Annotated in this window: 20 protein-coding genes; 14 read left to right on the top strand and 6 right to left on the bottom strand. The window is 71.6% G+C overall.

Going from position 1 to position 20,872, the window contains the following annotated elements; genetic code table 11:
* The first annotated feature begins 43 nt into the window (after window positions 1-43).
* Complete coding sequence (locus BJZ21_RS14030) at window positions 44-1,906, top strand: bifunctional metallophosphatase/5'-nucleotidase (RefSeq protein ID WP_179664313.1); 1,863 nt, start codon at window positions 44-46, stop codon at window positions 1,904-1,906.
* Between the two features lie 249 nt (window positions 1,907-2,155).
* Window positions 2,156-3,133 (top strand): type IV toxin-antitoxin system AbiEi family antitoxin domain-containing protein, encoded by a 978-nt coding sequence (locus BJZ21_RS14025; protein ID WP_179664312.1) that lies wholly within the window; start codon window positions 2,156-2,158, stop codon window positions 3,131-3,133.
* 162 nt (window positions 3,134-3,295) lie between these two features.
* Here BJZ21_RS14025 and BJZ21_RS14020 read toward each other — a convergent pair whose 3' ends face one another.
* The 4 genes from BJZ21_RS14020 to BJZ21_RS14005 all read right to left on the bottom strand — a co-directional run bounded on the left by BJZ21_RS14020 (window position 3,296) and on the right by BJZ21_RS14005 (window position 6,810).
* Window positions 3,296-4,066: an enoyl-CoA hydratase-related protein gene (locus BJZ21_RS14020; protein ID WP_179664311.1), complete on the bottom strand. Its 771-nt coding sequence runs from the start codon at window positions 4,064-4,066 to the stop codon at window positions 3,296-3,298.
* Between the two features lie 16 nt (window positions 4,067-4,082).
* Window positions 4,083-4,658, bottom strand: coding sequence for an isochorismatase family protein (locus BJZ21_RS14015; RefSeq protein ID WP_179664310.1), 576 nt, complete (start codon window positions 4,656-4,658; stop codon window positions 4,083-4,085).
* Window positions 4,659-4,742: 84 nt separating this feature from the next.
* Window positions 4,743-5,513 carry an alpha/beta hydrolase gene (locus BJZ21_RS14010; protein WP_179664309.1) on the bottom strand — a complete coding sequence of 257 codons (771 nt, stop codon included), beginning with the start codon at window positions 5,511-5,513 and terminating at the stop codon, window positions 4,743-4,745.
* Window positions 5,514-5,523: 10 nt separating this feature from the next.
* Window positions 5,524-6,810, bottom strand: a complete 1,287-nt coding sequence (locus tag BJZ21_RS14005) for a nicotinate phosphoribosyltransferase (RefSeq protein ID WP_343052144.1) — start codon at window positions 6,808-6,810, stop codon at window positions 5,524-5,526.
* A 75-nt stretch (window positions 6,811-6,885) separates the two neighbouring features.
* On the opposite strand from BJZ21_RS14005, the gene clpS reads away from it, so the two are divergent.
* The 6 genes from clpS to BJZ21_RS13975 all read left to right on the top strand — a co-directional run bounded on the left by clpS (window position 6,886) and on the right by BJZ21_RS13975 (window position 9,823).
* Window positions 6,886-7,182 carry an ATP-dependent Clp protease adapter ClpS gene (clpS, locus tag BJZ21_RS14000; RefSeq protein WP_179664308.1) on the top strand — a complete coding sequence of 99 codons (297 nt, stop codon included), beginning with the start codon at window positions 6,886-6,888 and terminating at the stop codon, window positions 7,180-7,182.
* Window positions 7,179-7,766: a DUF2017 family protein gene (locus tag BJZ21_RS13995; protein ID WP_179664307.1), complete on the top strand. Its 588-nt coding sequence runs from the start codon at window positions 7,179-7,181 to the stop codon at window positions 7,764-7,766. The genes clpS and BJZ21_RS13995 overlap by 4 nt, the downstream gene beginning before the upstream one ends.
* A 71-nt stretch (window positions 7,767-7,837) precedes the next feature.
* Window positions 7,838-8,308: a hypothetical protein gene (locus tag BJZ21_RS13990; protein ID WP_179664306.1), complete on the top strand. Its 471-nt coding sequence runs from the start codon at window positions 7,838-7,840 to the stop codon at window positions 8,306-8,308.
* 90 nt (window positions 8,309-8,398) lie between these two features.
* Window positions 8,399-8,827, top strand: coding sequence for a Mov34/MPN/PAD-1 family protein (locus tag BJZ21_RS13985; protein WP_179664305.1), 429 nt, complete (start codon window positions 8,399-8,401; stop codon window positions 8,825-8,827).
* Between the two features lie 53 nt (window positions 8,828-8,880).
* Entirely contained in the window at window positions 8,881-9,159 is a 279-nt protein-coding gene (locus BJZ21_RS13980) for a MoaD/ThiS family protein (RefSeq protein ID WP_179664304.1), read from the top strand.
* A gap of 67 nt (window positions 9,160-9,226) precedes the next feature.
* Window positions 9,227-9,823, top strand: coding sequence for an NYN domain-containing protein (locus BJZ21_RS13975; protein ID WP_179664303.1), 597 nt, complete (start codon window positions 9,227-9,229; stop codon window positions 9,821-9,823).
* Between the two features lie 58 nt (window positions 9,824-9,881).
* On the opposite strand, the gene BJZ21_RS13970 is transcribed toward BJZ21_RS13975, so the two are convergent.
* On the bottom strand, window positions 9,882-12,206 hold the full coding sequence (locus tag BJZ21_RS13970; RefSeq protein ID WP_179664302.1) for a M6 family metallopeptidase: 2,325 nt from the start codon (window positions 12,204-12,206) through the stop codon (window positions 9,882-9,884).
* Between the two features lie 208 nt (window positions 12,207-12,414).
* Between BJZ21_RS13970 and BJZ21_RS13965 the strand changes: the two genes are divergently transcribed.
* Together BJZ21_RS13965 and BJZ21_RS13960 are read left to right on the top strand one after the other, a co-directional pair.
* Window positions 12,415-13,362 carry a cysteine synthase gene (locus BJZ21_RS13965; RefSeq protein WP_179664301.1) on the top strand — a complete coding sequence of 316 codons (948 nt, stop codon included), beginning with the start codon at window positions 12,415-12,417 and terminating at the stop codon, window positions 13,360-13,362.
* Between the two features lie 134 nt (window positions 13,363-13,496).
* Window positions 13,497-14,474: a ribose-phosphate diphosphokinase gene (locus BJZ21_RS13960; protein ID WP_179665704.1), complete on the top strand. Its 978-nt coding sequence runs from the start codon at window positions 13,497-13,499 to the stop codon at window positions 14,472-14,474.
* Window positions 14,475-14,519: 45 nt separating this feature from the next.
* Here the strand turns inward: BJZ21_RS13960 and BJZ21_RS13955 are convergent, their stop codons facing one another.
* Window positions 14,520-15,845, bottom strand: coding sequence for a PP2C family protein-serine/threonine phosphatase (locus BJZ21_RS13955; RefSeq protein WP_179664300.1), 1,326 nt, complete (start codon window positions 15,843-15,845; stop codon window positions 14,520-14,522).
* A 155-nt stretch (window positions 15,846-16,000) separates the two neighbouring features.
* Between BJZ21_RS13955 and murI the strand changes: the two genes are divergently transcribed.
* The 4 genes from murI (at window position 16,001) to BJZ21_RS13935 (ending at window position 20,851) form a co-directional block, all read left to right on the top strand.
* Window positions 16,001-16,831 (top strand): glutamate racemase, encoded by an 831-nt coding sequence (gene murI, locus BJZ21_RS13950; RefSeq protein ID WP_179664299.1) that lies wholly within the window; start codon window positions 16,001-16,003, stop codon window positions 16,829-16,831.
* The gene (locus BJZ21_RS13945; RefSeq protein ID WP_179664298.1) at window positions 16,828-17,595 is read left to right on the top strand and encodes an MBL fold metallo-hydrolase; all 768 of its coding nucleotides are present in this window, start codon (window positions 16,828-16,830) and stop codon (window positions 17,593-17,595) included. Before murI ends, BJZ21_RS13945 begins: the two co-directional genes overlap by 4 nt.
* A 122-nt stretch (window positions 17,596-17,717) precedes the next feature.
* Window positions 17,718-19,097 carry an IS1380 family transposase gene (locus BJZ21_RS13940; RefSeq protein WP_218851501.1) on the top strand — a complete coding sequence of 460 codons (1,380 nt, stop codon included), beginning with the start codon at window positions 17,718-17,720 and terminating at the stop codon, window positions 19,095-19,097.
* A 395-nt stretch (window positions 19,098-19,492) separates the two neighbouring features.
* Window positions 19,493-20,851, top strand: coding sequence for an ISL3 family transposase (locus tag BJZ21_RS13935; RefSeq protein ID WP_218851431.1), 1,359 nt, complete (start codon window positions 19,493-19,495; stop codon window positions 20,849-20,851).
* Window positions 20,852-20,872: the final 21 nt, after the last annotated feature.

The following is a 20,872-nucleotide window of genomic DNA, read 5'->3' as shown; positions in this document are numbered from 1 at the left end:
AACTGTTCGGCTCGACCCGTCCGAATCCTGAGAGGTACTCCGCATGACCAACCCCATGACCTCGCGTCGTTCCGTGCTCACCAGCGGCGCGGCGCTCGCTGCCGTCGGCTTCGTGGCCAACCCCGCGCTCGCCGACGTCAGCAGCGGTCGCCTCGACCGGCACTACACCAAGCACAGCAAGCACGTGCGCCTGACCGTGCTCGGCACGACCGACCTGCACGGCCACGTCTTCAACTGGGACTACTACAAGGACGCGGAGTACGACGACAAGGCGCAGAACGACGTCGGCCTGGCCAAGGCGGCCACGCTGATCAAGGCGATGCGCAAGGAGCGTCACGGCGAGCCGATCCTCACCCTCGACGCCGGTGACACCATCCAGGGCACCCCGCTGGCCTACTACTACGCCAAGGTCGACCCGATCACCGGCGGCGCGACGCACCCGATGGCCAACGGCATGAACCTCGTCGGGTACGACGCCGCCGCGCTCGGCAACCACGAGTTCAACTACGGGATCGAGACGCTGCGCACCTTCGAGTCGCAGCTGAACTTCCCGCTGCTGGGCGCCAACGCCGTCGACCCGGCCACGAAGCGCCCGGTCTTCCAGCCCTACGTCATCAAGACCTTCCACGTGGGCATGGGGCGGACCCTCAAGGTCGGCATCCTCGGCCTGACCAACCCCGGCATCGCGATCTGGGACAAGGCCAACGTCGAGGGCAAGATGGAGTTCCCCGGCCTGGTCGAGCAGGCGAAGAAGTTCGTGCCGGAGATGAAGGCGAAGGGCTGCGACATCGTCATCGTCTCGGCGCACTCGGGCGCCGACACCTCCTCGTCGTACGGCGACGCGCTGCCCTACCCGGAGAACGCCGCCTCGCTAGTGGCCTCCGAGGTCAAGCACGTCGACGCGGTCCTGGTCGGCCACGCGCACGTGGAGATCCCGCAGCGGTTCGTGCAGAACAAGCACACCGGGCAGCAGGTGCTGCTCTGCGAGCCGTACTACTGGGGCATGCGGGTGGCCGTGATGGACCTGGTGGTGCGCGAGGTCTACACCAAGCACGGCCGCCAGAAGTGGGCCCTGGTCGCGACCGGCTCGCAGCTGCTGAACTCCAACACCGTCGACGCCGATGACAAGGTCCTGGCCGCGGTGCAGAAGCAGCACGACACCGTCATCGACTACGTCAACTCCGTCGTCGGCACCTCCAAGGAGGAGATGCCGGCCGCGCGGGCGGTGGTCGAGGACGTCGCGATCATCGACTTCGTCAACTACGTCCAGGCCGACGCGGTCAAGGCGGGGCTGACCGGCGACGACGCGAAGCTGCCGGTGCTGGCGATCGCGGCGCCGTTCAACCGGGCCGCCTCGTTCAAGGCCGGGGACGTGACCGTCCGCGACGTGGCAGGCCTCTACATCTACGACAACACGCTGCTCGGCGTGAAGGTCTCGGGCAAGGACGTCAGGGACTACCTGGAGTACTCCGCCCGCTACTACAAGCAGGTGTCCGGGACCGGCCCGTTCACGATGTCCCAGGTCACCAACGCCGTCACCCCGACGGCGCCGAACGGCACGCCCGACTACAACTACGACGCGATCGCCGGCCTGGACGCGCCGCTGACCTACGACATCGACATCGCGCAGGCCGTGGGGTCGCGGATCAAGAACCTCGCGTACGGCGGGGCGCCGGTCACCGACGACATGATGTTCGCGATGGCGGTCAACAACTACCGCCAGTCCGGCGGTGGCGGCTTCCCGGCGGTCTCGACCGCGCCGGTGGTCTACAACCGGCAGAACGAGATCCGCCAGCTGCTCATCGACTGGGTCACCGCCAACAAGGTCATCGACCCGAGCCAGTTCGCCTCGGTGGACTGGAGGCTGGTCTCCGACGGCAAGGTGATCTCGGTCCTGCCGGACTGAGCCGGCGGCGTCGTACCGCATGTAACGCCCGGTTAGGGGTGGCAGGAACCCGTTCGAACGGGTGTCTCGAGCCCCTAACCGGGCGTTACATATTTGGCCCGGGCGGTCGCACGTTCGTGCGCCGGGCGGCCCGCGAACCGTCCACAACGGGTGCTCCCGCACGCTCGTCCCCAGGTCGAGAGGCAGCGGCCGCCGCGACGGAGCCGGAGTGGCGACCGTGGGGCGATGAACAAGGGGATCGCGGCCGTCATGACCGAGCAGAGTGGGCTCGTCCTGCGTCGTCAGGCGCTGGCCACCGGGATGTCGGCCGAGGAGATCAAACGTACGGTGCGTCGGGGGGAGTGGGTGGCGGTCCGCCGCGGCGTCTACACGACCCGAAGCCTGTGGGACGCGCTCGAGCCGCGCGAGCGTCCGCTGCTGGAGGTGCGTGCCGCCAGCCTCAACATGGTGATGCCGCACGTGATCAGTCACGACTCGGCGGCCCTGCTGCACGGCATGCCCATCCTCGAGGCGTCCCCGGCCCTGGTCCACATCACTCGGTTCGGGGTCCAGGGCGGTCGGACCCGGCACGGTGTCAAGCACCATCTCGCCCCCTTCGAGTCCAAGCAGATCGTCTTCATCGACGGCCTGCCCGTGCTCGACGTGGCCCGGACGGCGGTGGACATCTGCCGCGAGCACGGGCGGCGCCACGGGCTGGTGGCCTGCGACTCGGCGCTGAGGCTGCTCGGCGACCGCAGCCTCCTCCACGAGGCCGCCGCGCCGATGCGCAGCTGGCGCCACATCACCGTCGTCCGCGACTGCGTGGACCGCGCCGACGCGGGGGCGGAGTCGGTGGGTGAGGGGCTGTTCCGAGACCTGCTCGACGAGCTGGGGCTGGGGCCGGTCGAGACTCAGTTCGGGCTGCGTGCCGACGGACGCGTGGTCTTCTGCGACATGCGCGTCGGGCGTCAGATCTTCGAGTTCGACGGGCACCTCAAGTACCGGCCCGAGGCCGAGGGTGGGGTGGCGAAGCGCGATCCGGCTGACGTCTTGTGGGCGGAGAAGAAGAGGCAGGACTTCGTCTGCGGCTTCAAGCTCGGCATGTCCCGCGCGGTCTGGGCCGACCTCATGCCCGACCGCCGGGAGGCGACGAAGCGGCGTGTCCTGCGTGAGTACACCGACACCTGTGCGCGCTTCGGAACCTCGATCGAGGACCTCGCGCCGTACGTCGTCCGACGTCTTCGCTGACGCCCCGCCGGCGGCTGCGCTGGCGCCCGCCCCGTCGGCGGCTGCGTCGATGAGCTCCGGTCCGCGGCGACCCGTCATATGTAACGCCCGGTTAGGGGGCCGACGCGCCCGTTCTACCCGCGCGGTCGAGCCCCTAACCGGGCGTTACAAGCAGAGGGCCGGCTACTCGCCGCGGAAGGTCGGCCGGCGCTTGGCGGCGAAGGCGCCGATGCCCTCGGCGGCGTCGGCGGTGCGGAGCAGGACCGACTGGCCGGTGCGCTCGCGCTCGAGGGCGTCGTCGAGGTGGGGGAGCGTGGCGGCGTTGACGGCCTTCTTGGCGGCGGCGAGGGCGAGCGGGGGACCGGCGGCCAGCCGGCGCGCCAGGGTCGCCACCAGGTCGGGGAAGTCGGCGTCGGCGGCGAGGTGGGTGACCAGGCCGGCGTCGTACGCCTCCCGCGCGGTGAGCGGCTCGGCCAGCAGCGCCATCCGCATCGCCCGGGCGCGGCCGATCGAGGCGGCGACCGTGGCGGTGGCGCCGCCGTCCGGCATCAGCCCGACCCGCGCGAAGGCCAGCAGGAACGACGCGGACTCCGCCGCGACCACCACGTCGGCGGCCAGCGCGATCGAGCAGCCCACGCCGGCGGCGATCCCGTTGACCGCGGCGAGCACCGGCGTGTCCAGCCGGGTGATCGCCCGGATGATCCGGTTGGCCCGGTCCAGCGCGGTGACGTCGAGGCCGGCGTGCGCCTCCGGGCCGGCGATGTCGGCGCCGGTGCTGAACGCCGCACCGGTGCCGGTCAGCACCACCACCCGGACGTCGTCGCGGGCGGTCGCCGCCTCGAGGGCGGTGGCGAGCGCGTCGGCCAGCGCCCCGCTGAGCGCGTTGAGCACCTCCGGCCGGTCGAGCCGCAACCACAGGGCGCCGTCCTCGGCCCGTACCTCCAGGCCCGCCACTCCCGGTCGGTCCGCGTCAGCCAACGCTCACGCCCGCCTCGAGCATCTCCTCGAGCGCCCGCTCGGTGGTCTCCGGCGCGACGCCGGCACACAGCGCCGGCAGCAGCCGGGTGCGGAAGCCGTGGGTCACCGCGTCCAGCGCCGTGGCCCGCACGCAGTGGTCGGTGGCGATCCCGCACACGTCGAGGTCGGTCACCTCGTGCCGGCGCAACCAGTCCGCCAGGGAGGTGCCGGAGGTGGTCCGCCCCTCGAAGCCGGAGTACGCCGCGGCGTGGTCGCCCTTGAGGAAGATCGCGTCGAACGGTTGCGGGTCGAGGTTGGGGTGGAACGCCTCCCCGTCGGTGCCGACCCGGCAGTGCACCGGCCAGCTCTGCACGAAGTCCGGCTCGCGCGACCAGTGCGCGCCCGGGTCGACGTGGTGGTCCTTGGTCGCCACGATGTGGGCGTAGTCGGGCGCGTCGAGGTCCTTGGCCGCCCAGTGGTGCACCAGCTCGGCGATGTCGTGCGCGACCTGCGCGCCGCCGGCCACCGGCAGCGACCCGCCCTCGCAGAAGTCGTTCTGCACGTCGACCACGACCAGTGCGCGCTTCATGCCGGGAGCCTAGCCACAACCGGCCCGGCAGGCCCAGGATCCTCAGGCCAGCATCCTCCGGCCAGCATCCTCAGGCCGGCGCCCTCAGGCGGGGGAGGTACGCCGGGGAAGCCAGTCGATCACGTCGCGGACCACCGCGTCCCACAACCCCCACTCGTGGTCGCCGGGGCGGTAGTCGGTGGTGACGTCCGCCCCCGCTTCGAGGGCCGCGGCCGCGAACCGCTGGGTCCCGTCGAGCAGGGCGTCCCCGGTGCCGCAGGAGACGTGCAGGGCGGGCAGCCGCTCGCCCCGGCGGCGCCCGAGCAGCTCGAGGAGGTCCTCCTCCGGGGCCGGGTGGCCGTCGAAGACCCGGGCGAAGAGCTCGCGCCGCTCGGGCTTGCGGACCAGTTCGGCTAGGTCGAGGGCGCCGGAGAGCGACGCGGCGGCCGCGTACCGCTCGGGATGGGTGAGGGCCAGCCGCATCGCGCCGTACCCGCCCATGGAGAGGCCGGCGACGAAGGTGTCCTCGGGGCGGTCCGAGACGCGGAAGAACGTCCGGACCACCTCGGGCAGCTCCTCGGAGACGTAGGTCCAGTAGGGGTGCCCGTGCCGCTCGTCGGCGTAGAAGCTGCGGCCCACCGCGGGCATGACCACGGCCAGCCCCGCGGCCGCGGCATACCGCTCGATGGAGGTGTAGCGGGTCCAGGCGGTGTGGTCGTCGGAGAGCCCGTGCAGCAGGTAGAGCACCGGTGGCGGGCCGAGCGGCCCGGACGACGAGACCCCGATCTGGGCCCGGGTGGGCTGGGGGAGCACCACGGAGACCGAGGTGCCGACCTCGAGCGCCTCGGAGAAGAAGTCGCAGGTGAGCGTGGCCATCCCGGTCTCCTCAGCCGCCCACGTGCAGGGTCTCGAGGACCGGCTCGCCGCGCGACAACGACTGCGCGGCGACCGGGAGCTCGGCACGGGAGCGCTCGTGCCTGGCCCGCGCCTGCTGCAGCGGCTCGCGGCCCACGATCTCGCCGTCACGCACCAGCGGCACCAGCAGCGGGCGGTCGTCGCCGTCGTCGACGGGTGGTTCGCCGATGCCGACCACCTCGGCCTCCGCGACGCCCCGGGGGTCGCGGCGCCGCAGGGCGTACTTCCGACCGCCGATCGAGGCCTTGTCCTTGCTCTGCTTGGCCACCGACACCATCTCCCCGGTGTCGTCCTCGTGCGCCACCAGCTTGTAGACGAAGCCGCAGGTGGGGTGCCCGGAGCCGGTGACCAGCTCGGTGCCCACGCCGTACCCGTCGACGGGGGCCGCGGCGAGCGAGGCGATTGCGAACTCGTCGAGGTCGCTGGTGACGATGACCCGGGTGCCGGTCGCGCCGAGCGAGTCGAGCTGGGCGCGCACCTGGTGCGCGAGCACGCCGAGGTCGCCGGAGTCGATGCGCACCGCGCCCAGCCCGGGGCCGGCGACCTCCACCCCCAGCCGGACCGCCTCGGCGACGTCGTAGGTGTCGACCAGCAGCGTGGTGCCCTTCCCGAGCGACTCGACCTGCGCGCGGAACGCCTGCTCCTCGGAGTCGTGGAGCAGCGTGAAGCTGTGCGCGGAGGTGCCCGCGGTCGGGACGCCGTAGCGCCGGCGGGCGGCGAGGTTGGAGCTGGTGGCGAAGCCGGCGACGTACGCCGCCCGGGCGGCCGCGACCGCGGCCTCCTCGTGGGTGCGGCGCGAGCCCATCTCGATGCACGGTCGCTCCCCGGCCGCCATCGTCATCCGGGAGGCGGCCGAGGCGATCGCGGAGTCGTGGTTGTAGATCGAGAGCAGCACGGTCTCCAGCAGCACCGCCTCGGCGAACGGCGCCTCGACGGTCAGCAGCGGGGAGTAGGGGAAGTAGGTCTCGCCCTCGGCGTAGCCCCAGATGTCGCCGGTGAAGCGGTAGGACGCCAGCCAGTCCAACGTCGGCCGGTCGACGATCTCCTCGAGGACGGCCAGGGTCTCGTCGTCGAAGCGGAACGCCTCGAGCGCGTCCAGGGCGCGGCCGACGCCGGCGACCACGCCGTACCGCCGGCCGGTGGGGAGCCGGCGCGGGAACAGCTCGAACACCGACCGCCGGTGGGCGGTGCCGGAGCCCAGCGCCGCCTGCAGCATCGTGAGCTCGTAGTGGTCGGTCAGCAGGGCGGTGGAGGTCACGCCGCCACCCTAGGGGGCCCGCGGGTGGTCGAGCGTGGTGCCGGCCGAGCCGCTCGGGTGTGCCACGATGGAGACGTGTCCGCCGCCAGTCCGGTCGAGGTCGAGCCGACCCCCACTTCCGACGAGGTCGTCGTCCCGGCGGTGCCGTGGGTGACGATCGTCTGGAACGACCCCGTGAACCTGATGTCCTACGTCACCTACGTGTTCCAGAAGTACTTCGGCTACCCGAAGTCCCGGGCCGAGAAGCTGATGATGGAGGTCCACGAGGACGGCAAGTCGGTCGTCAGCACCGGCAGCCGCGAGGAGATGGAGCGCGACGTGCAGGCGATGCACGAGTACGGCCTGTGGGCCACCCTGGAGCGTGCCGAGTGAGCGGTGGCTTCGCCCGGCACCGCCGCAGCCGGCGGCTGATCGCGAACTTCACCGGCTTCGAGGCCGACCTGCTGCGGTCGCTGGCCGGTCAGCTGGTCGAGCTGCTGCGCAACGAGGCGGCCCAGCCTCGCGACGACGTGGACCCGTTCGAGGCGCTGATGGACTTCTCGGGGCCGACCACCGAGCCCGAGGACCCGGTGCTGGCCCGGCTGTTCCCGACCGCCTACCCCGGCGACGAGGAGTCGGCCTCGGAGTTCCGGCGCTTCACCGAGGGCGCGCTGCGCGACGGCAAGGCGGCCGCCGCCTGCACGATCATCGAGGGCCTCGAGGAGGCCGGCCTGCCGCCGGAGCTCACCGAGGACGGGCTGATGATCGACGTCGAGCTGGACGAGCCGGCCGCGGAGACCTGGCTGCGCTCGTTCACCGACCTGCGGCTGGCGCTGGCGACCCGGCTGGGCGTCGAGGACGGGGACGAGGCCTACTGGCACTCGCTGCCCGACGAGGATCCGCGGGCCCAGGCGCACGACATCTACGAGTGGGTGGGCTACCTGCAGGAGACGCTCGTCGACGCCCTCTCGTCCTGACCTGTCCTCCTGGCCGGTCCCCAGACCCCCACCCGGCCGGGCCGGGTCCGCCGGATGATGTGATCGGACGCATGCGTCTTCTCACCCGCACCATGCTCACCGTGTCCGCCCTCGGCCTGGCCGTCACGGCCTCCGCGTGCAGCAGCGACGACAGCACGAGCGACGCCAGCGCCTCCGCGGCCGAGCCCAGCGCCGCGGCCACCACGGAGGCCCGCACCAGCTGCCGGGTGCAGGTCGCGCTCACCGGGGACGTGCAGGCCACGTGGAAGGGCAAGGGCTTCGCCACCACCGAGAACACCTCCGGACCGCCGGCGTTCTACCAGGCCGCGGGCAAGGGCTTCACCCTCTCGATGTATGCCGAGGGCAACGGCTTCGACCACGCCAGCGCCGTCGTGACCGCCGACAAGGTGACCTACACCACCCAGCCGGGCTCGGGCCACGTGCAGGTCGACGACAGCGGCAAGGGCGGGCAGGTCGATGCCGACGCCACCGGGATCAAGCCGCACACCCAGGTCCACGTGAAGGCGTCCTTCGACTGCTGAGCCCGGCTCCGCACCGGGGCGGCCGGTCGACCGTCCGCATCGTGGCCCCGGGCGGACCCCGCCGACCGGGCGGCAAATAGGCTGGCCCCCGTGCTGACCATCTCCCAGGCGACGTACGACGCGATCGTGGCCCACGCCCGGCGTGACCATCCCGACGAGGCCTGCGGCATCGTCGCCGGCCCGGAGGGCACCGACCGGCCCGAGCGCGTGGTCGAGATGGTCAACGCCGCCGGGAGCCCGACGTTCTACGAGTTCGACTCCACCGAGCTGCTGCAGCTCTACAAGGAGATGTGGGCGAACGACGAGGAACCGGTCGTGATCTACCACTCGCACACCGCCACCGAGGCCTACCCCAGCCGCACCGACATCGGCCTCGCCAGCGAGCCCGGCGCCCACTACGTGCTGGTCAGCACCCGGGAGCACGGGAATAACGACGGCCCCGTGGAGTTCAGGTCCTACAGGATCGCCGACGGCGAGGTGACCGAGGAAGTGGTCGCCGTGGTGCCCGAGCTGACCTGAGACACCCACCTGAGAACCCCCCAGAACCCCCCCGAGCACCGAGGAGCTTCCGCATGGCCATCGAGGTCCGGATCCCGACCATCCTGCGCACCTACACCGACGGCGAGAAGGCGGTCACCGGCGACGGCGGCAGCCTGAGCGCGCTGATCGACGACCTGGAGGCCAACCACCCCGGCCTGAAGGACCGCCTGATCGAGGACGGCGACCTGCGCCGCTTCGTCAACGTCTACGTCAACGACGAGGACGTCCGGTTCATCGGTGGCCTCGAGGCCGAGCTCAGCGACGGCGACCAGGTCGTCGTGCTGCCCGCGGTCGCGGGCGGGGCGGCCTGACCTGCCCCGGTCGACCCAGCCAGGTGTCGCCGGGCGCGCGGGCGCCCGGCGACCCTAGAGTGCTCGGATGAGCACCACCTCCTCGGCCGTCCCCGCCGCGTCGACCCCCGGCGGCGGACGCCGCACGTTCGTCCTGGTGGACGGCGAGAACATCGACGCCACCCTCGGCAACTCCGTCTTCAACCGCCGCCCGAACCCCGACGAGCGGCCGCGCTGGGAGCGCGTGACCGCCTACGCCGAGGCGGTGTGGGGACAGCCGGTCACCGGGCTGTTCTTCCTCAACGCCTCCAACGGCCAGCTGCCGACGTCGTTCGTGCAGGCGCTGCTGGCGATGGACTACCGCCCGGTCCCGCTGTCGGGCCGGGCGGACCAGAAGGTCGTCGACATCGGCGTCCAGCGCACCCTCGAGGCGCTCGTCGACCGCGACGCGGACGTCTTCCTGTGCAGCCACGACGGCGACTTCGTGCCCCAGCTCAAGGCGCTGGTGGGCGAGGACCGTCGGGTCGGCGTGATCGCGCTGCGGGAGTACGCCAACGCGCAGTTCACCGCGATGGGGCTGCGCATCCACGACCTCGAGGAGGAGGTCGGCGCGTTCAACGTCGCGCTGCCGCGGGTGCGGGTCATCCCGCTGGACGAGTTCGACCCGGCGGTCTTCCTGCGCTGACGCGCAACGGGGCCCCACGACCGAGTCGTGGGGCCCCGCTGCTCGCGCTCGAGCGGTGCTACTGCTGGCCACCGCCGGGCTGGGCCACGCCGTTCACCGTCAGGGTGTACGGCGCGTACTTCGTCGACAGCTCGGTCGGGTCGTCGTACATGACGACCGCGCCGACCTTCCGGGACTCGCCGAGCGCCTTCGCGATCGCGTCACCCGACAGCGAGCCGTGGAAGGAGCCGTCCAGCTTCAGCGTCTTGTGGTACGCCGGAGCCTTCCGGCCGCCCAGGCCGACCAGCTGCACGGTGTAGCCGGCCACCGCGACCGGGTGGGTCTGGGTGATCGACTTCCAGCCGTCCAGGGAGTCGGTCGGCACCGTGGTGCCGCCCACCTGGACGTTGCGCACCCAGAAGCCGCCGAGCTCGTAGGCCGCGTCGGTCAGGTAGCGGAAGTTGATCAGCACCTGCTTGCCGGCGTAGTCCGACAGGTCCGCCTTCTCGGTGGTCCAGCCGTCCGAGCTGCCGGTCAGGCCGGGCAGCTGGGCGGTGATGCGGGCCTCCGCGTCCGGGTCGTGGTCGCTGGTCGCGTCGGTCAGCGCCAGGCTCTTCCAGCTGGCGCCGCCGTCGGTCGAGACCTGGGCCATGCCGAAGTCCCAGCCCTCCTCGATGTCGTAGAGCGCGTCGAAGGAGAGCGTCGGGTCGTCGGCCGGCACGGTCACCTGGCGGACGATGGAGTTGTCGAGCTCGTCACCGCAGTCGGACCACAGCGCCGCCGGGCCGGTGCCGTCGGGCAGTCCGGCGTTGACGTCGTCGCAGGTGCCGTTGCCGTCCGCGTCCGCGGGGACCGAGTCGGGCGGGGTGCTGTCGGCCTTCCACATCACCGGGTCGGTGGGCAGCGTGCCGGCCCCCGCGAAGTCGATCGACTCGATGTCGCCGGCGGGGAGGAACTTGCCGGCGGCGTCGCGCAGCCGGACGTAGTCGGCACCGTTGGAGGGGGCGCCCGGGGTGTCGTAGGCCTGCGGGTCGCCCCACTTGATGCGAGCCTTGAGCGTCTCGGTGGTGTAGTGCTTCACCCCGCCGCCCACGAGCCGGTGGCCGTTGCGGTCCACGGCGTGGTCCAGGGCCAGGCCGGCCGCCCAGCGGTGCAGCAGGGTCTGCGCCGACATCCTCTTGCCGGACTGGTCCAGCACGGCGTCCAGGCCCGCCAGGCCGTTGCCCTGGGCACGGTGCAGCGCCGACATGAAGTCGTCGCCGAAGTGGCTGTCGAGGTACTCCATGAACGAGTACGCCGCGCCGTAGTCGCAGAGGATCTCGGGACCACCCTGGTCGCCCCAGCGGGTCAGCGAGTTCTCCGGGCCGCCGTACGAGCGGGGCAGGTAGCCCTGGATGCAGCCGAGGTGGCTGTCTGCGTCGTCGGCCTTCGGGGAGGTGTTCGGGTTCACGTAGCCGGTGGCGGTCTGTGCCCAGTCCGAGAGCCCCTCGTTGATCCAGCTGACCTCGTCGGAGTCCTGGTAGTGCTCGAGGAGGTGCTGGTACTCGTGGGCGAAGGTGCCCTCGTAGTCGTGGGCGCGCGGCTTGCCGGTCAGGCCGCACTGAGCCCAGGCCGGGTCCGAGCTGTCGTCGGGCGGGTTCGCGCCGGTGCGGTGCCGCCAGTCGAACGCGTCGATCGTCATCACGTTGCGACCGGTGTAGTCGTTGAACTGGGAGGAGAAGAACCCGGCGATGTAGGTCTGGCCGTCGGGCGTGGTCGGGTCGTAGAAGTTCGCGTCCCGGACGTTGTCGACGAGCACCACGATGTCGTCGGACTGCCGCTTGCCGACCTTGTAGTAGTTCGGGTCCTTGAGGACCGGCCCGGCGATCAGCGACTCGCTGCCGTCGAGGCGCGGCGGCTTGGAGAACGCCTTCGACTCGATCGGGTACATGTGGTCGTCGAACGCGTTCACGAACTGGTGCACCTGGGCGTCGGTGACGTCGGTGGTGCCGAGGTTGTTGCGGCAGTCGTCGGTCGGGAAGGCGCGGTCGTTGGCGACCCACACCTGGACGTGCTTTCCGACGCCGCGCAGGGTGTAGCGCTTGAGGTAGACCGACCCGTCGGTGTCGTCGTTGGCCAGCCAGGTCTTCTGCTGCCCGATGGTCATCGGCCGGCCGCGCAGCGCGTCGCGGTTGGCCTCCTTGATCGCCTGGCGCGAGGCCGCCTTGTCCAGCGGCAGCGGCTTGCCGCCGTTCAGGTCCGGGCTGTCGGGGCGGACGTCGTCGGCGGTGCCGGCCGGGTTGGCCGTCGGTGCCGGGTGGGGGTGGGACGAGTCCGCGACGGCGGCTTGCGAAGACAGGCTGAGGCCGGTCAGGGCAAGGGCGCCGGCCGCGGTCAGGGCGCGAGCCCGTGTCCAGCGATGCATGCTGCTCCTTCACGAGGGGAGTGGAGGCGCATGAGAAAGAAGGGGCCCCCGTGGCTCCCGAGATCGGTGTGACCCGTGAATTAGATCACGGTTCGTCAGGCGTCGAACCGGGAACGGGAGCAGGCTCGAGTCGGGACGAGCCGGGACGGGTCCCGGTCGTGCCCCGGACGGGTCCCGGGCGTCGGACGCCGGGTGGCATGCTGGACCGGTGCGCTACGACAACCTCCTCGCCTCCGTCGGCCACACCCCGCTGGTCGGGCTGCCGCGGCTCTCGCCCACCCCCGAGGTGCGGCTGTGGGCGAAGCTCGAGGACCGCAACCCGACCGGCTCGATCAAGGACCGCCCGGCGCTGCGGATGATCGAGGAGGCGGAGAAGGACGGCACCCTGCGACCGGGGTGCACCATCTTGGAGCCGACCTCGGGCAACACCGGGATCTCGCTGGCGATGGCGGCGAAGCTGAAGGGCTACCGGCTCGTGTGCGTGATGCCGGAGAACACCTCCGAGGAGCGCCGCCAGCTGCTGCGGATGTGGGGCGCCGAAATCGTCTCCTCGCCGGCCGCGGGCGGCTCGAACGAGGCCGTCCGGGTGGCCAAGCGGATCGCCGAGGAGCACCCCGACTGGGTGATGCTCTACCAGTACGGCAACGCCGCGAACGCGCTCGCGCACGAGGAGGGGACCGCCCCGGAGATCCTCGAGGACCTGCCGTCGGTCACCCACTTCGTCGCCGGCCTCGGCACCACCGGCACGCTGATGGGCGCCGGCCGATTCTTCCGCCGCGCCCGGCCCGAGGTGAGGATCGTCGCCGCCGAGCCGCGCTACGGCGAGCTGGTCTACGGGCTGCGCAACCTCGACGAGGGGTTCGTCCCCGAGCTCTACGACGCCGACCTGATCGACGCCCGGTTCTCGGTGGGCCCGCGCGACGCCGTACGCCGGGTCCGTGAGCTGCTCGAGCTCGAGGGCATCTTCGCCGGCATCTCCACCGGCGCGATCCTGCACGCCGCGCTCGGCCAGGCCGCGAAGGCGGTCCGGGCGGGGGAGCGCGCCGACATCGTGTTCGTCGTCTGCGACGGCGGCTGGAAGTACCTCTCGACCGGCGCCTACGAGGGCACCGTCGACGAGGCCGAGGACCGGCTCGAGGGCCAGCTCTGGGCCTGACCCCCAGTGGTGGTGCCACGCGCCGCGACGTCCGGGGGCGAGCGACCGCACCGGTGGGCCGGACGTGGTGCCCGGAGGTCGTCGCACGGCTAGGGTGGGCACGCCCCCCTTGGCCTGCTCACTTGGAGTCGCTCGTGCGCGAGATCGTGGTCTTCAGCGGCAGTGCCCACCGCGGCCTGGCCTCGGCCATCTGCGACGCCCTCGGGGTGCCGCTGTCCTCGGTCGAGCTGACCCGCTTCAGCAACGACTGCCTGCAGGCCCAGCTGCAGACCAACTGCCGGCAGCGGGACGTCTACATCGTCCAGCCGCTCGTGCCGCCCACCCAGGAGCACCTGATGGAGCTGCTGTTGATGGTCGACGCCGCGCGGGGTGCCTCGGCCGCCCAGATCACCGCGGTGGTGCCTTACTACGCCTACGCCCGCTCGGACAAGAAGGACGCCTCGCGGCTCTCCATCGGCGGTCGCCTCGTGGCCGATCTGCTGGCCACCGCCGGCGTGCACCGGGTGATGACGATGACGCTGCACGCCCCGCAGGTGCATGCGTTCTTCTCGGTGCCGGTCGACCACCTGACCGCCCTGGGCGTGCTCGCCGACCACTTCCTCGCCCAGGACCTGACCGACTCGGTGGTCGTCTCACCAGACTTCGGCAACGCCAAGACCGCGACCCAGTTCTCCCGGCTGCTCGGGCTGCCGGTGGCTGCGGGCAGCAAGAAGCGGCTGGCCGACGACCGGGTCGTGATCGACGAGATCGTCGGGGACGTCGAGGGCAAGCGGGCCATCGTGCTCGACGACGAGATCGCCACCGGCGGCTCGATCGTCGAGCTGCTCGACCGGCTCGCCGAGCGGGGCTGCACCGGGGCCGCCGTCGCCTGCACCCACGGTCTCTTCGTCGCCAAGGCCGTCGACCGGCTGCGCGACCACCCGATGATCACCGAGGTCGTGACCACCGACACCGTGCCGCCGCCGGCGGACTGGCCCGCGCTACGGGTGCGCTCGGTGGCCGACCTGTTCGCGCGGGCGATCGAGGGTGTGCACGCCGGGGAGTCGGTCAGCAGCCTCTTCGACGGCGTCGACCCCTCGCTGGCGCCACCGCAGCCGCGGCTGTTCGACTGAGCCCAGCCTCGCTCCGGGGCCCGCGACCCCCGACCCGCCCCGAGGTCAGCGGCCCCCGGGTGAGCGGCCGGAGTCCGGGTGGATGTCGGCGCCGTTGAAGGTGTCCCGCTCGCGCCCATGATCGCCGTGCCAGTCGAGGCAGAGCACGGTGGCGTCGTCACCGAGGGCGCCACCGCAGACCTCGAGCACACGATCGGCCATGGCCCGGACGGCGTCGCGGGGGTGGGACCCGCGGCTCTCGGCGATCACCCGGGCGAGGTCGAGGCCGGTGGCGTTGCGCTCGAGCATGCCGTCGGTGACCAGGACGAGCCGGTCGCCCGGGCGCAGGACGAGCTGGGTGCTGCGATAGGTGGTGTCGGGGAACAACCCGAGCGGGAGGTCCGCGGGCAGCTCCACGGGCATGATGTCCGGGCCGCGGGCGAGGTACGGCGAGACGTGCCCGGCGTTGACCAGCTCCATCGAGCTGCTCGCCAGGTCGACCCGGCCGATCAAGCCGGTCACGAAGTCCTCCTGGCCGGTCGCAGCCGTGTGGTCGTGCAACTCGGAGTTCGCCGTGGCGACCTGGTCGAGGAGGGTCGCTCCGACGTACCGCGTGTTGCGCAGGCTTCCGACGCACAGCGTCGCGCTGAGCGCGGCCGCGACGCCGTGTCCCATCGCGTCGGTCAGGGACAGGTGCAGCAGGTCGCGGTCCAGGCTGAAGTCGAAGGTGTCGCCGGCGATCTGCGCGGACGGCTCGAGCCACGCCGCCAGCGTGAACGCTCCGGCCTCGCACGTCTGGGGGCCGGGGAGCAGCCGGTGCTGGATCTCCGCCGACAGGCTCAGCGGTCGGGTGCGTTGACCCCATTCGTAGAGATCGGTGTGCCTGCGGTTGGCGATCACGACGAACGCGAGCAGATGCGCCAGATGGGCCACCTGCTGGGTCGTGCGGACCGACGGAATGTCCGGAAGCAGGAACTCGAGGAGACCGATCACCTCACCACGCTCGGTCACCGGGGCGAGGACCCGCCACTGGAGCGGATGCCGCGGGTCGGAGAACTCGGTCGCCGGAGGGACCACCCGCACCTCCTGGGTGACCACCGCCTGCTCCTCCGGGCCTCCGTCGAAGGGCAGCACCATGGCCCGCTCGCGCGCGTTCCAGCGTTCGGCCTCCGCCGGGTGTCCCCCGCGCGTGCGGTCGGTGGTCGTCAGCGGCACGTACGCCAGCCGGACCAGCCCGCGCCCGGAGAGATCGGCGATGAGGAAGGACACCGCCGAGGCGCCGAGGGCCAGCCCGAGCGCGCGGCTCACCGCCTCCACGGCCTCGACGGGGGAGGCGTTCTCGGCGGCGGTGAGCACCTCGCCCACCGCCCCGACACGCCAGTCGAGCTCCATCCCCAGAGCCTAGGGCAGTCCGCGGCCGCGTCAGGGCCTGAAGGCCATCAGCCCGGGCCCGGCCCGGCTCGCGCTGAGATCGCGGTCACCGCGCCACGGGCCGAGGACACCGATGCCCTGACGTCCGTCGCCGCGCTGATCTAGCCTGTGCTCTTGTGTCGGTCCTGAGCAGCCCCGAGCGGCGTGATGCGCCCATCGGCATCTTCGACTCCGGCTTCGGCGGCCTCACGGTGGCCCGGTCGGTGATCGACCAGCTGCCGCACGAGTCGATCGCCTACGTCGGCGACACCGCGCGGGCGCCGTACGGGCCCAAGCCGATCGGCGAGGTGCGCGAGTACGCCCTTGAGTGCCTCGACCACCTCGTCGAGCGCGGCGTGAAGGCGCTGGTCATCGCGTGCAACTCCGCCAGCGCCGCGATGCTGCGCGACGCCCGGGAGCGGTACGACGTGCCGGTGGTCGAGGTGATCCTGCCGGCCACCCGCCGGGCGGTCGCGGCCACCCGGACCGGCCGGATCGGGGTGATCTGCACCCGGGCCACCGCGGAGTCGCTGGCCTACGAGGACGCCTTCGCCGCCGCCCCGCACGTGGAGCTGGTGACCCGGGCGTGCCCGCTGTTCGTGCCGTTCGTCGAGCGCGGCATCACCGGCGGCGAGGAGCTGCTCGCCGCCGCCCACGAGTACCTCGACCCGCTGGTCGCCGCCGAGGTCGACACGCTGATCCTCGGCTGCACCCACTACCCGCTGCTCACCGGCGTGATCTCCTACGTCGTCGGCGACCAGGTGACGCTGGTCAGCAGTGCCGAGGAGTGCGCCAAGGACGTCTACAAGATGCTGGTCCGCACCGGCCTGATGCGCGAGACCGGGGACCCGGCGTACGACTTCTGGACGACCGGGGCCCCCGAGGAGTTCGAGACGATCGGCCGGCGGTTCCTGGGCGCGGAGATGGCGGCCGCCTCGCAGTTCGCCGGGGGACGGGTCCGCCCGTGAGGCTGACGGTCGTCGGCTGCTCGGGGTCCTACCCCGGGCCTGACTCGCCGGCCAGCTGCTACCTGCTCGAGGCCGAGCACGACGACGGCACCGGCAGCCGGACCTGGCGGGTGCTGCTGGACCTGGGCAGCGGCGCCCTCGGCGCCCTGCAGCGCTACGCCGACCCGCTGGCCGTGGACGCCGTGCTGCTCAGCCACCTGCACGCCGACCACTGCCTGGACCTCGCCGGCTTCTACGTGCTGCGCAAGTACCACCCCCACGGCCCCCAGCCGCGGATCCCGGTCTGGGGACCGGTCGGGACCGCGGACCGGATGGCCCGGGCCTACGACCTGCCGGTCGACCCGGGCATGACCGAGGAGTTCGACTTCCACGAGTGGGACGGGCCGGTCCAGGTGGGGCCGTTCGCGGTCGAGCCGATCGCGGTCGACCACCCGGTGCCGGCGTACGGCCTGCGGGTCGCCGCGGACGGGGCGACGGTGGGCTACAGCGGCGACACCGGCCCGTGTGCCGGGCTGGACGCGGTCGCCAAGGACGCCGACCTGCTGCTCGCCGAGGCGTCCTTCCGCTCCGGCGACGCCAACCCGCCGCGGCTGCACCTGACCGGCACCGACTGCGGCGAGGCGGCCGCGCGGGGCCGGGCGCAGCGGCTGCTGCTCACGCACGTGCCGCCGTGGTTCGACCCGCAGGACGCGCTGGCCGAGGCCCGGGCGGTGTACGACGGGCCGGCGTCGCTGGCCCGGGCGGGCCAGGTCCACGACCTCTGAGCCCTGATCCACCGATGAGGGTCGGCGTGTGAGCGTGGCGTAGAACGAGAATGCCCTTGCTGGGCGGGAGAATCTGAGTTACCACACCAAGATTCGATCGCCGAGCAAGGGACACCTCGTAAGTGAAAGCCTCTCACGCCGTGCGGCCTGTTTTCGACGATCCGAATCTCGTGTCGGCCGCGGGTCTGGTGCCGGCGCTGCGGCTGGCCGAGTCGGCGGGTCTGCATGACCTCCTCACCGGGCGGCTGCGAGTCGCGTCGCCGAACCCGGTGGCCAAGTCGGTCAGTGTGATCGGGGGGATGCTGGCCGGGGCGGACTGCATCGATGATCTCGATCTGCTCCGTCATGGCGGGTGGGGCGGGTCTTCGTCGGGGTCCGGGCACCCTCGACACTTGGCACGTTCCTGCGCTCCTTCACCCACGGTCACGTTCAGCAGGTCGACGCGGTCGCCTCCCGGGTCCTGGCCGGGCTCAGCGAGCAGGGTCCCGGGGCTGCTCGCGGGCGCCACCACGCTCGACGGGCTGGCATTCCTCGATGTCGACGACACGATCCGCGAGGTCCACGGCTACGCCAAACAGGGCGCCGCCTATGGCTACTCGCGGGTGCGGGGGTTGAACGCCCAGCTCGCGGTCCTCTCGAGTCCGACCGCGGCGCCGGTGATCGCCCGGGCCCGGTTGCGTCGCGGCAACGTCGCCTCGGCGGCCGGGGCGGGACGGCTGCTGGCCCAGGCCATCAGCACCGCCCGCAAGGCCGGCGTCAGGGCCAGGATCCTGGCCCGAGCGGACTCGGCCTACTACGGCCACGCGTTCGTCGCCACCGCGCTGCGCCACGGCGCCTGGTTCAGCGTGACCGCACGCATGACCGCGACCGTGAAGGCCGCGATCACCAGCATCGGCGAGGACGCGTGGGAACCGATCGCCTACCCCCACGCGGTCTTCGAGGAGGCCGAACAGCGCTGGATCAGTGACGCCGAGGTCGCCGAAGTGCCGTTCGTCGCGTTCACCGGACGCCGCAAGGCCGAGCACGTCACCTGCCGCCTGGTCGTGCGACGCGTCAAGAGGTTGCAGGCGTTGGCCAGCGATGGCACCGAGCAGGGCGAGCTGTTCGCGACCTTCCGCCACCACGCGTTCATCACCAACTCCACCCTGGGCCTGGTCAAGGCCGACCAGACCCACCGCGACCACGCGATCGTCGAGCAGGTCATAGCCGAGCTCAAGGACGGACCGTTGGCGCACTTGCCGTCCGGGAAGTACGCGGCGAACGCAGCCTGGCTGGCCCACGCGGTGATCGCGTTCAACATCGCCCGCGCCGCCGCGGTGGCGGCCGGGCAGGCCAAGGCCCGCTGGGCGACCCTGCGCAGCCGGATCATCAACGTCCCCGCCCGGATCGCATCCACCAGTAGGCGCCTCGTGCTGCACCTACCCGAGCACTGGCCATGGGCACCGGCATGGCTTTCGCTGTGGTCGGTCGCAACAGGGCCACCAGCAGCCGCCACGACCTGACCACCCAGCCGAAGACGGCACAACCCGAGGACCAAGTGGAAGAGCCGGACAGACCGGCCGATCACCCACGCCCCTATCACCGCGGAACACCACCGACCCCAGAACTCAGCGCCCCAGAATCATCGTCGGTGGATCAGGGCTGAGCCAGAACACCTGGGCAAGGCGGAGGTCGGCTGGACACGCGGGGCTGAGGCCGTTGACAAGCCGATATGCGGGCGACAAACTCTGCCTCCCAAACAACGTACGGGGGAGATTGCATGACAAGAACGACAATGCGGCTCTTCTTACCTGCGGTGGGGGCAGTGAGCGACACGACCTGAGCGCCTGACCCAGACAGGGGTCGAGGCCTTCCAGGATCGGTAGCGACCAAGCTGACCGACCGAAAGGCCTCGACGATGCTCGAGCCTACGGCGTGCGACCGCGCGCGCCCACGTTCTCAACGCTCCTGCTACTGCGACCGGTGTGACCTCCTCGTCGGCCTCGATGGGTTCCACGTCATCGGCGTCGGCGAACACGCCGGCGCGGTCCGTGTCGTTGTCGAGACACCGCCTGAGCCGACGGGCTGTCGTAGGTGTGGGGTGATCGCACACAGCCACGGTCGACGCGACGTGCGCCTGATCGACGTGCCCTGCTTCGGGCGCCCGGTCCGGCTGGTCTGGCGCAAACGAACGTGGCGCTGCGGCGAGGAGAAGTGCACGGCCAGGTCGTTCACCGAACAGCGCGAGGATCTGGCGGGCCCGCGGGCGTTGCTGACGGTGCGTGCGTGCTGGTGGGCGATCAACCAGCTCCGCCGCGAGCACGCCTCGGTCGCCGGCCTCGCGCGGCAGCTCGGCACGACCTGGCGCACGCTATGGCGCTCGATCGAGCCGCTGCTCGAGGCCATGGCCGTCGACCCGGCACGCTTCGAGAACGTCACCAGCCTGGGCGTGGACGAACACATCTGGCACCACGTCTCGACCAGACCGATCAAGGACGGCGGCCGCGGCCCGAAAGAGCTCACCGGGATGGTCGACCTGAGTCGTGACCAGGAAGGACGCGTGCGTGCGCGGCTGCTCGACCTGGTCCCGGGCCGATCCGGCAAGGCCTACGCCGACTGGCTCGAAGAACGCGGCAACGCCTTCCGCGACGGCGTGAAGGTCGCCGCCCTGGACCCTTTCCAGGGCTACAAGACCGCGATCGACGACAAGCTCGAGGACGCCGTCGCGGTGGTTGATGCGTTCCATGTCGTGAAGCTCGGCACCGCCGCGGTCGATGAGTGCCGGCGCCGGGTCCAGCAAGAGACCCTGGGTCGCCGCGGCCGCAAGGGCGACCCGCTCTACGGCATCCAGAAACTGCTGCGCGCGGGCGCGGAGAAGCTCACCGACAAGCAGTGGGCCAGATTCGAGAAAGCCATCGCAGCCAGACCCGATGAGCACCTGCAGGTCTGGATCGCCTGGTCGTGCGCCCAACAACTCCGCACCGCCTACCGCCACCCCGATCCGGCCGAGGGCCGCAAGATCGCGACCAAGATCCTCGACTCGTTCCCGACCTGCCCGGTCCCCGAGATGGCCCGACTCGGTCGCACACTGAAGCGCTGGAAAGAGGCGTTCCTGGCCTACTTCGAGACCGGCCGATCCAACAACGGCGGCACAGAGGCCATCAACGGCCTGATCGAGCTCCATCGACGCGTGGCCAGAGGATTCCGCAACCGCGAGAACTACCGCCTACGCATGCTGCTCATCGGCGGCGGGCTCAGCCACCCCCACCTGAAGTAAGAAGAGCCGACAATGCGCCAC

Source organism: Nocardioides panaciterrulae (assembly GCF_013409645.1).
Taxonomy (GTDB): Bacteria; Actinomycetota; Actinomycetes; order Propionibacteriales; family Nocardioidaceae; genus Nocardioides; species Nocardioides panaciterrulae.
Note: the sequence above shows the minus strand (reverse complement) of the source record. Positions and strands in the feature narration are given on the sequence as shown.

Excerpts from the sequence above, each read along its gene's own strand:
- BJZ21_RS13955 (WP_179664300.1), bottom strand. The coding sequence starts at position 15,845 with ATGGAGCTCGACTGGCGTGTCGGGGCGGTGGGCGAGGTGCTCACCGCC.
- BJZ21_RS13975 (WP_179664303.1), top strand. The coding sequence starts at position 9,227 with ATGAGCACCACCTCCTCGGCCGTCCCCGCCGCGTCGACCCCCGGCGGC.
- BJZ21_RS13935 (WP_218851431.1), top strand. The coding sequence starts at position 19,493 with ATGCTCGAGCCTACGGCGTGCGACCGCGCGCGCCCACGTTCTCAACGC.
- BJZ21_RS14015 (WP_179664310.1), bottom strand. The coding sequence starts at position 4,658 with ATGAAGCGCGCACTGGTCGTGGTCGACGTGCAGAACGACTTCTGCGAG.
- BJZ21_RS13980 (WP_179664304.1), top strand. The coding sequence starts at position 8,881 with ATGGCCATCGAGGTCCGGATCCCGACCATCCTGCGCACCTACACCGAC.
- BJZ21_RS14025 (WP_179664312.1), top strand. The coding sequence starts at position 2,156 with ATGACCGAGCAGAGTGGGCTCGTCCTGCGTCGTCAGGCGCTGGCCACC.
- BJZ21_RS13970 (WP_179664302.1), bottom strand. The coding sequence starts at position 12,206 with ATGCATCGCTGGACACGGGCTCGCGCCCTGACCGCGGCCGGCGCCCTT.
- BJZ21_RS13990 (WP_179664306.1), top strand. The coding sequence starts at position 7,838 with ATGCGTCTTCTCACCCGCACCATGCTCACCGTGTCCGCCCTCGGCCTG.
- BJZ21_RS14030 (WP_179664313.1), top strand. The coding sequence starts at position 44 with ATGACCAACCCCATGACCTCGCGTCGTTCCGTGCTCACCAGCGGCGCG.
- BJZ21_RS14010 (WP_179664309.1), bottom strand. The coding sequence starts at position 5,513 with ATGGCCACGCTCACCTGCGACTTCTTCTCCGAGGCGCTCGAGGTCGGC.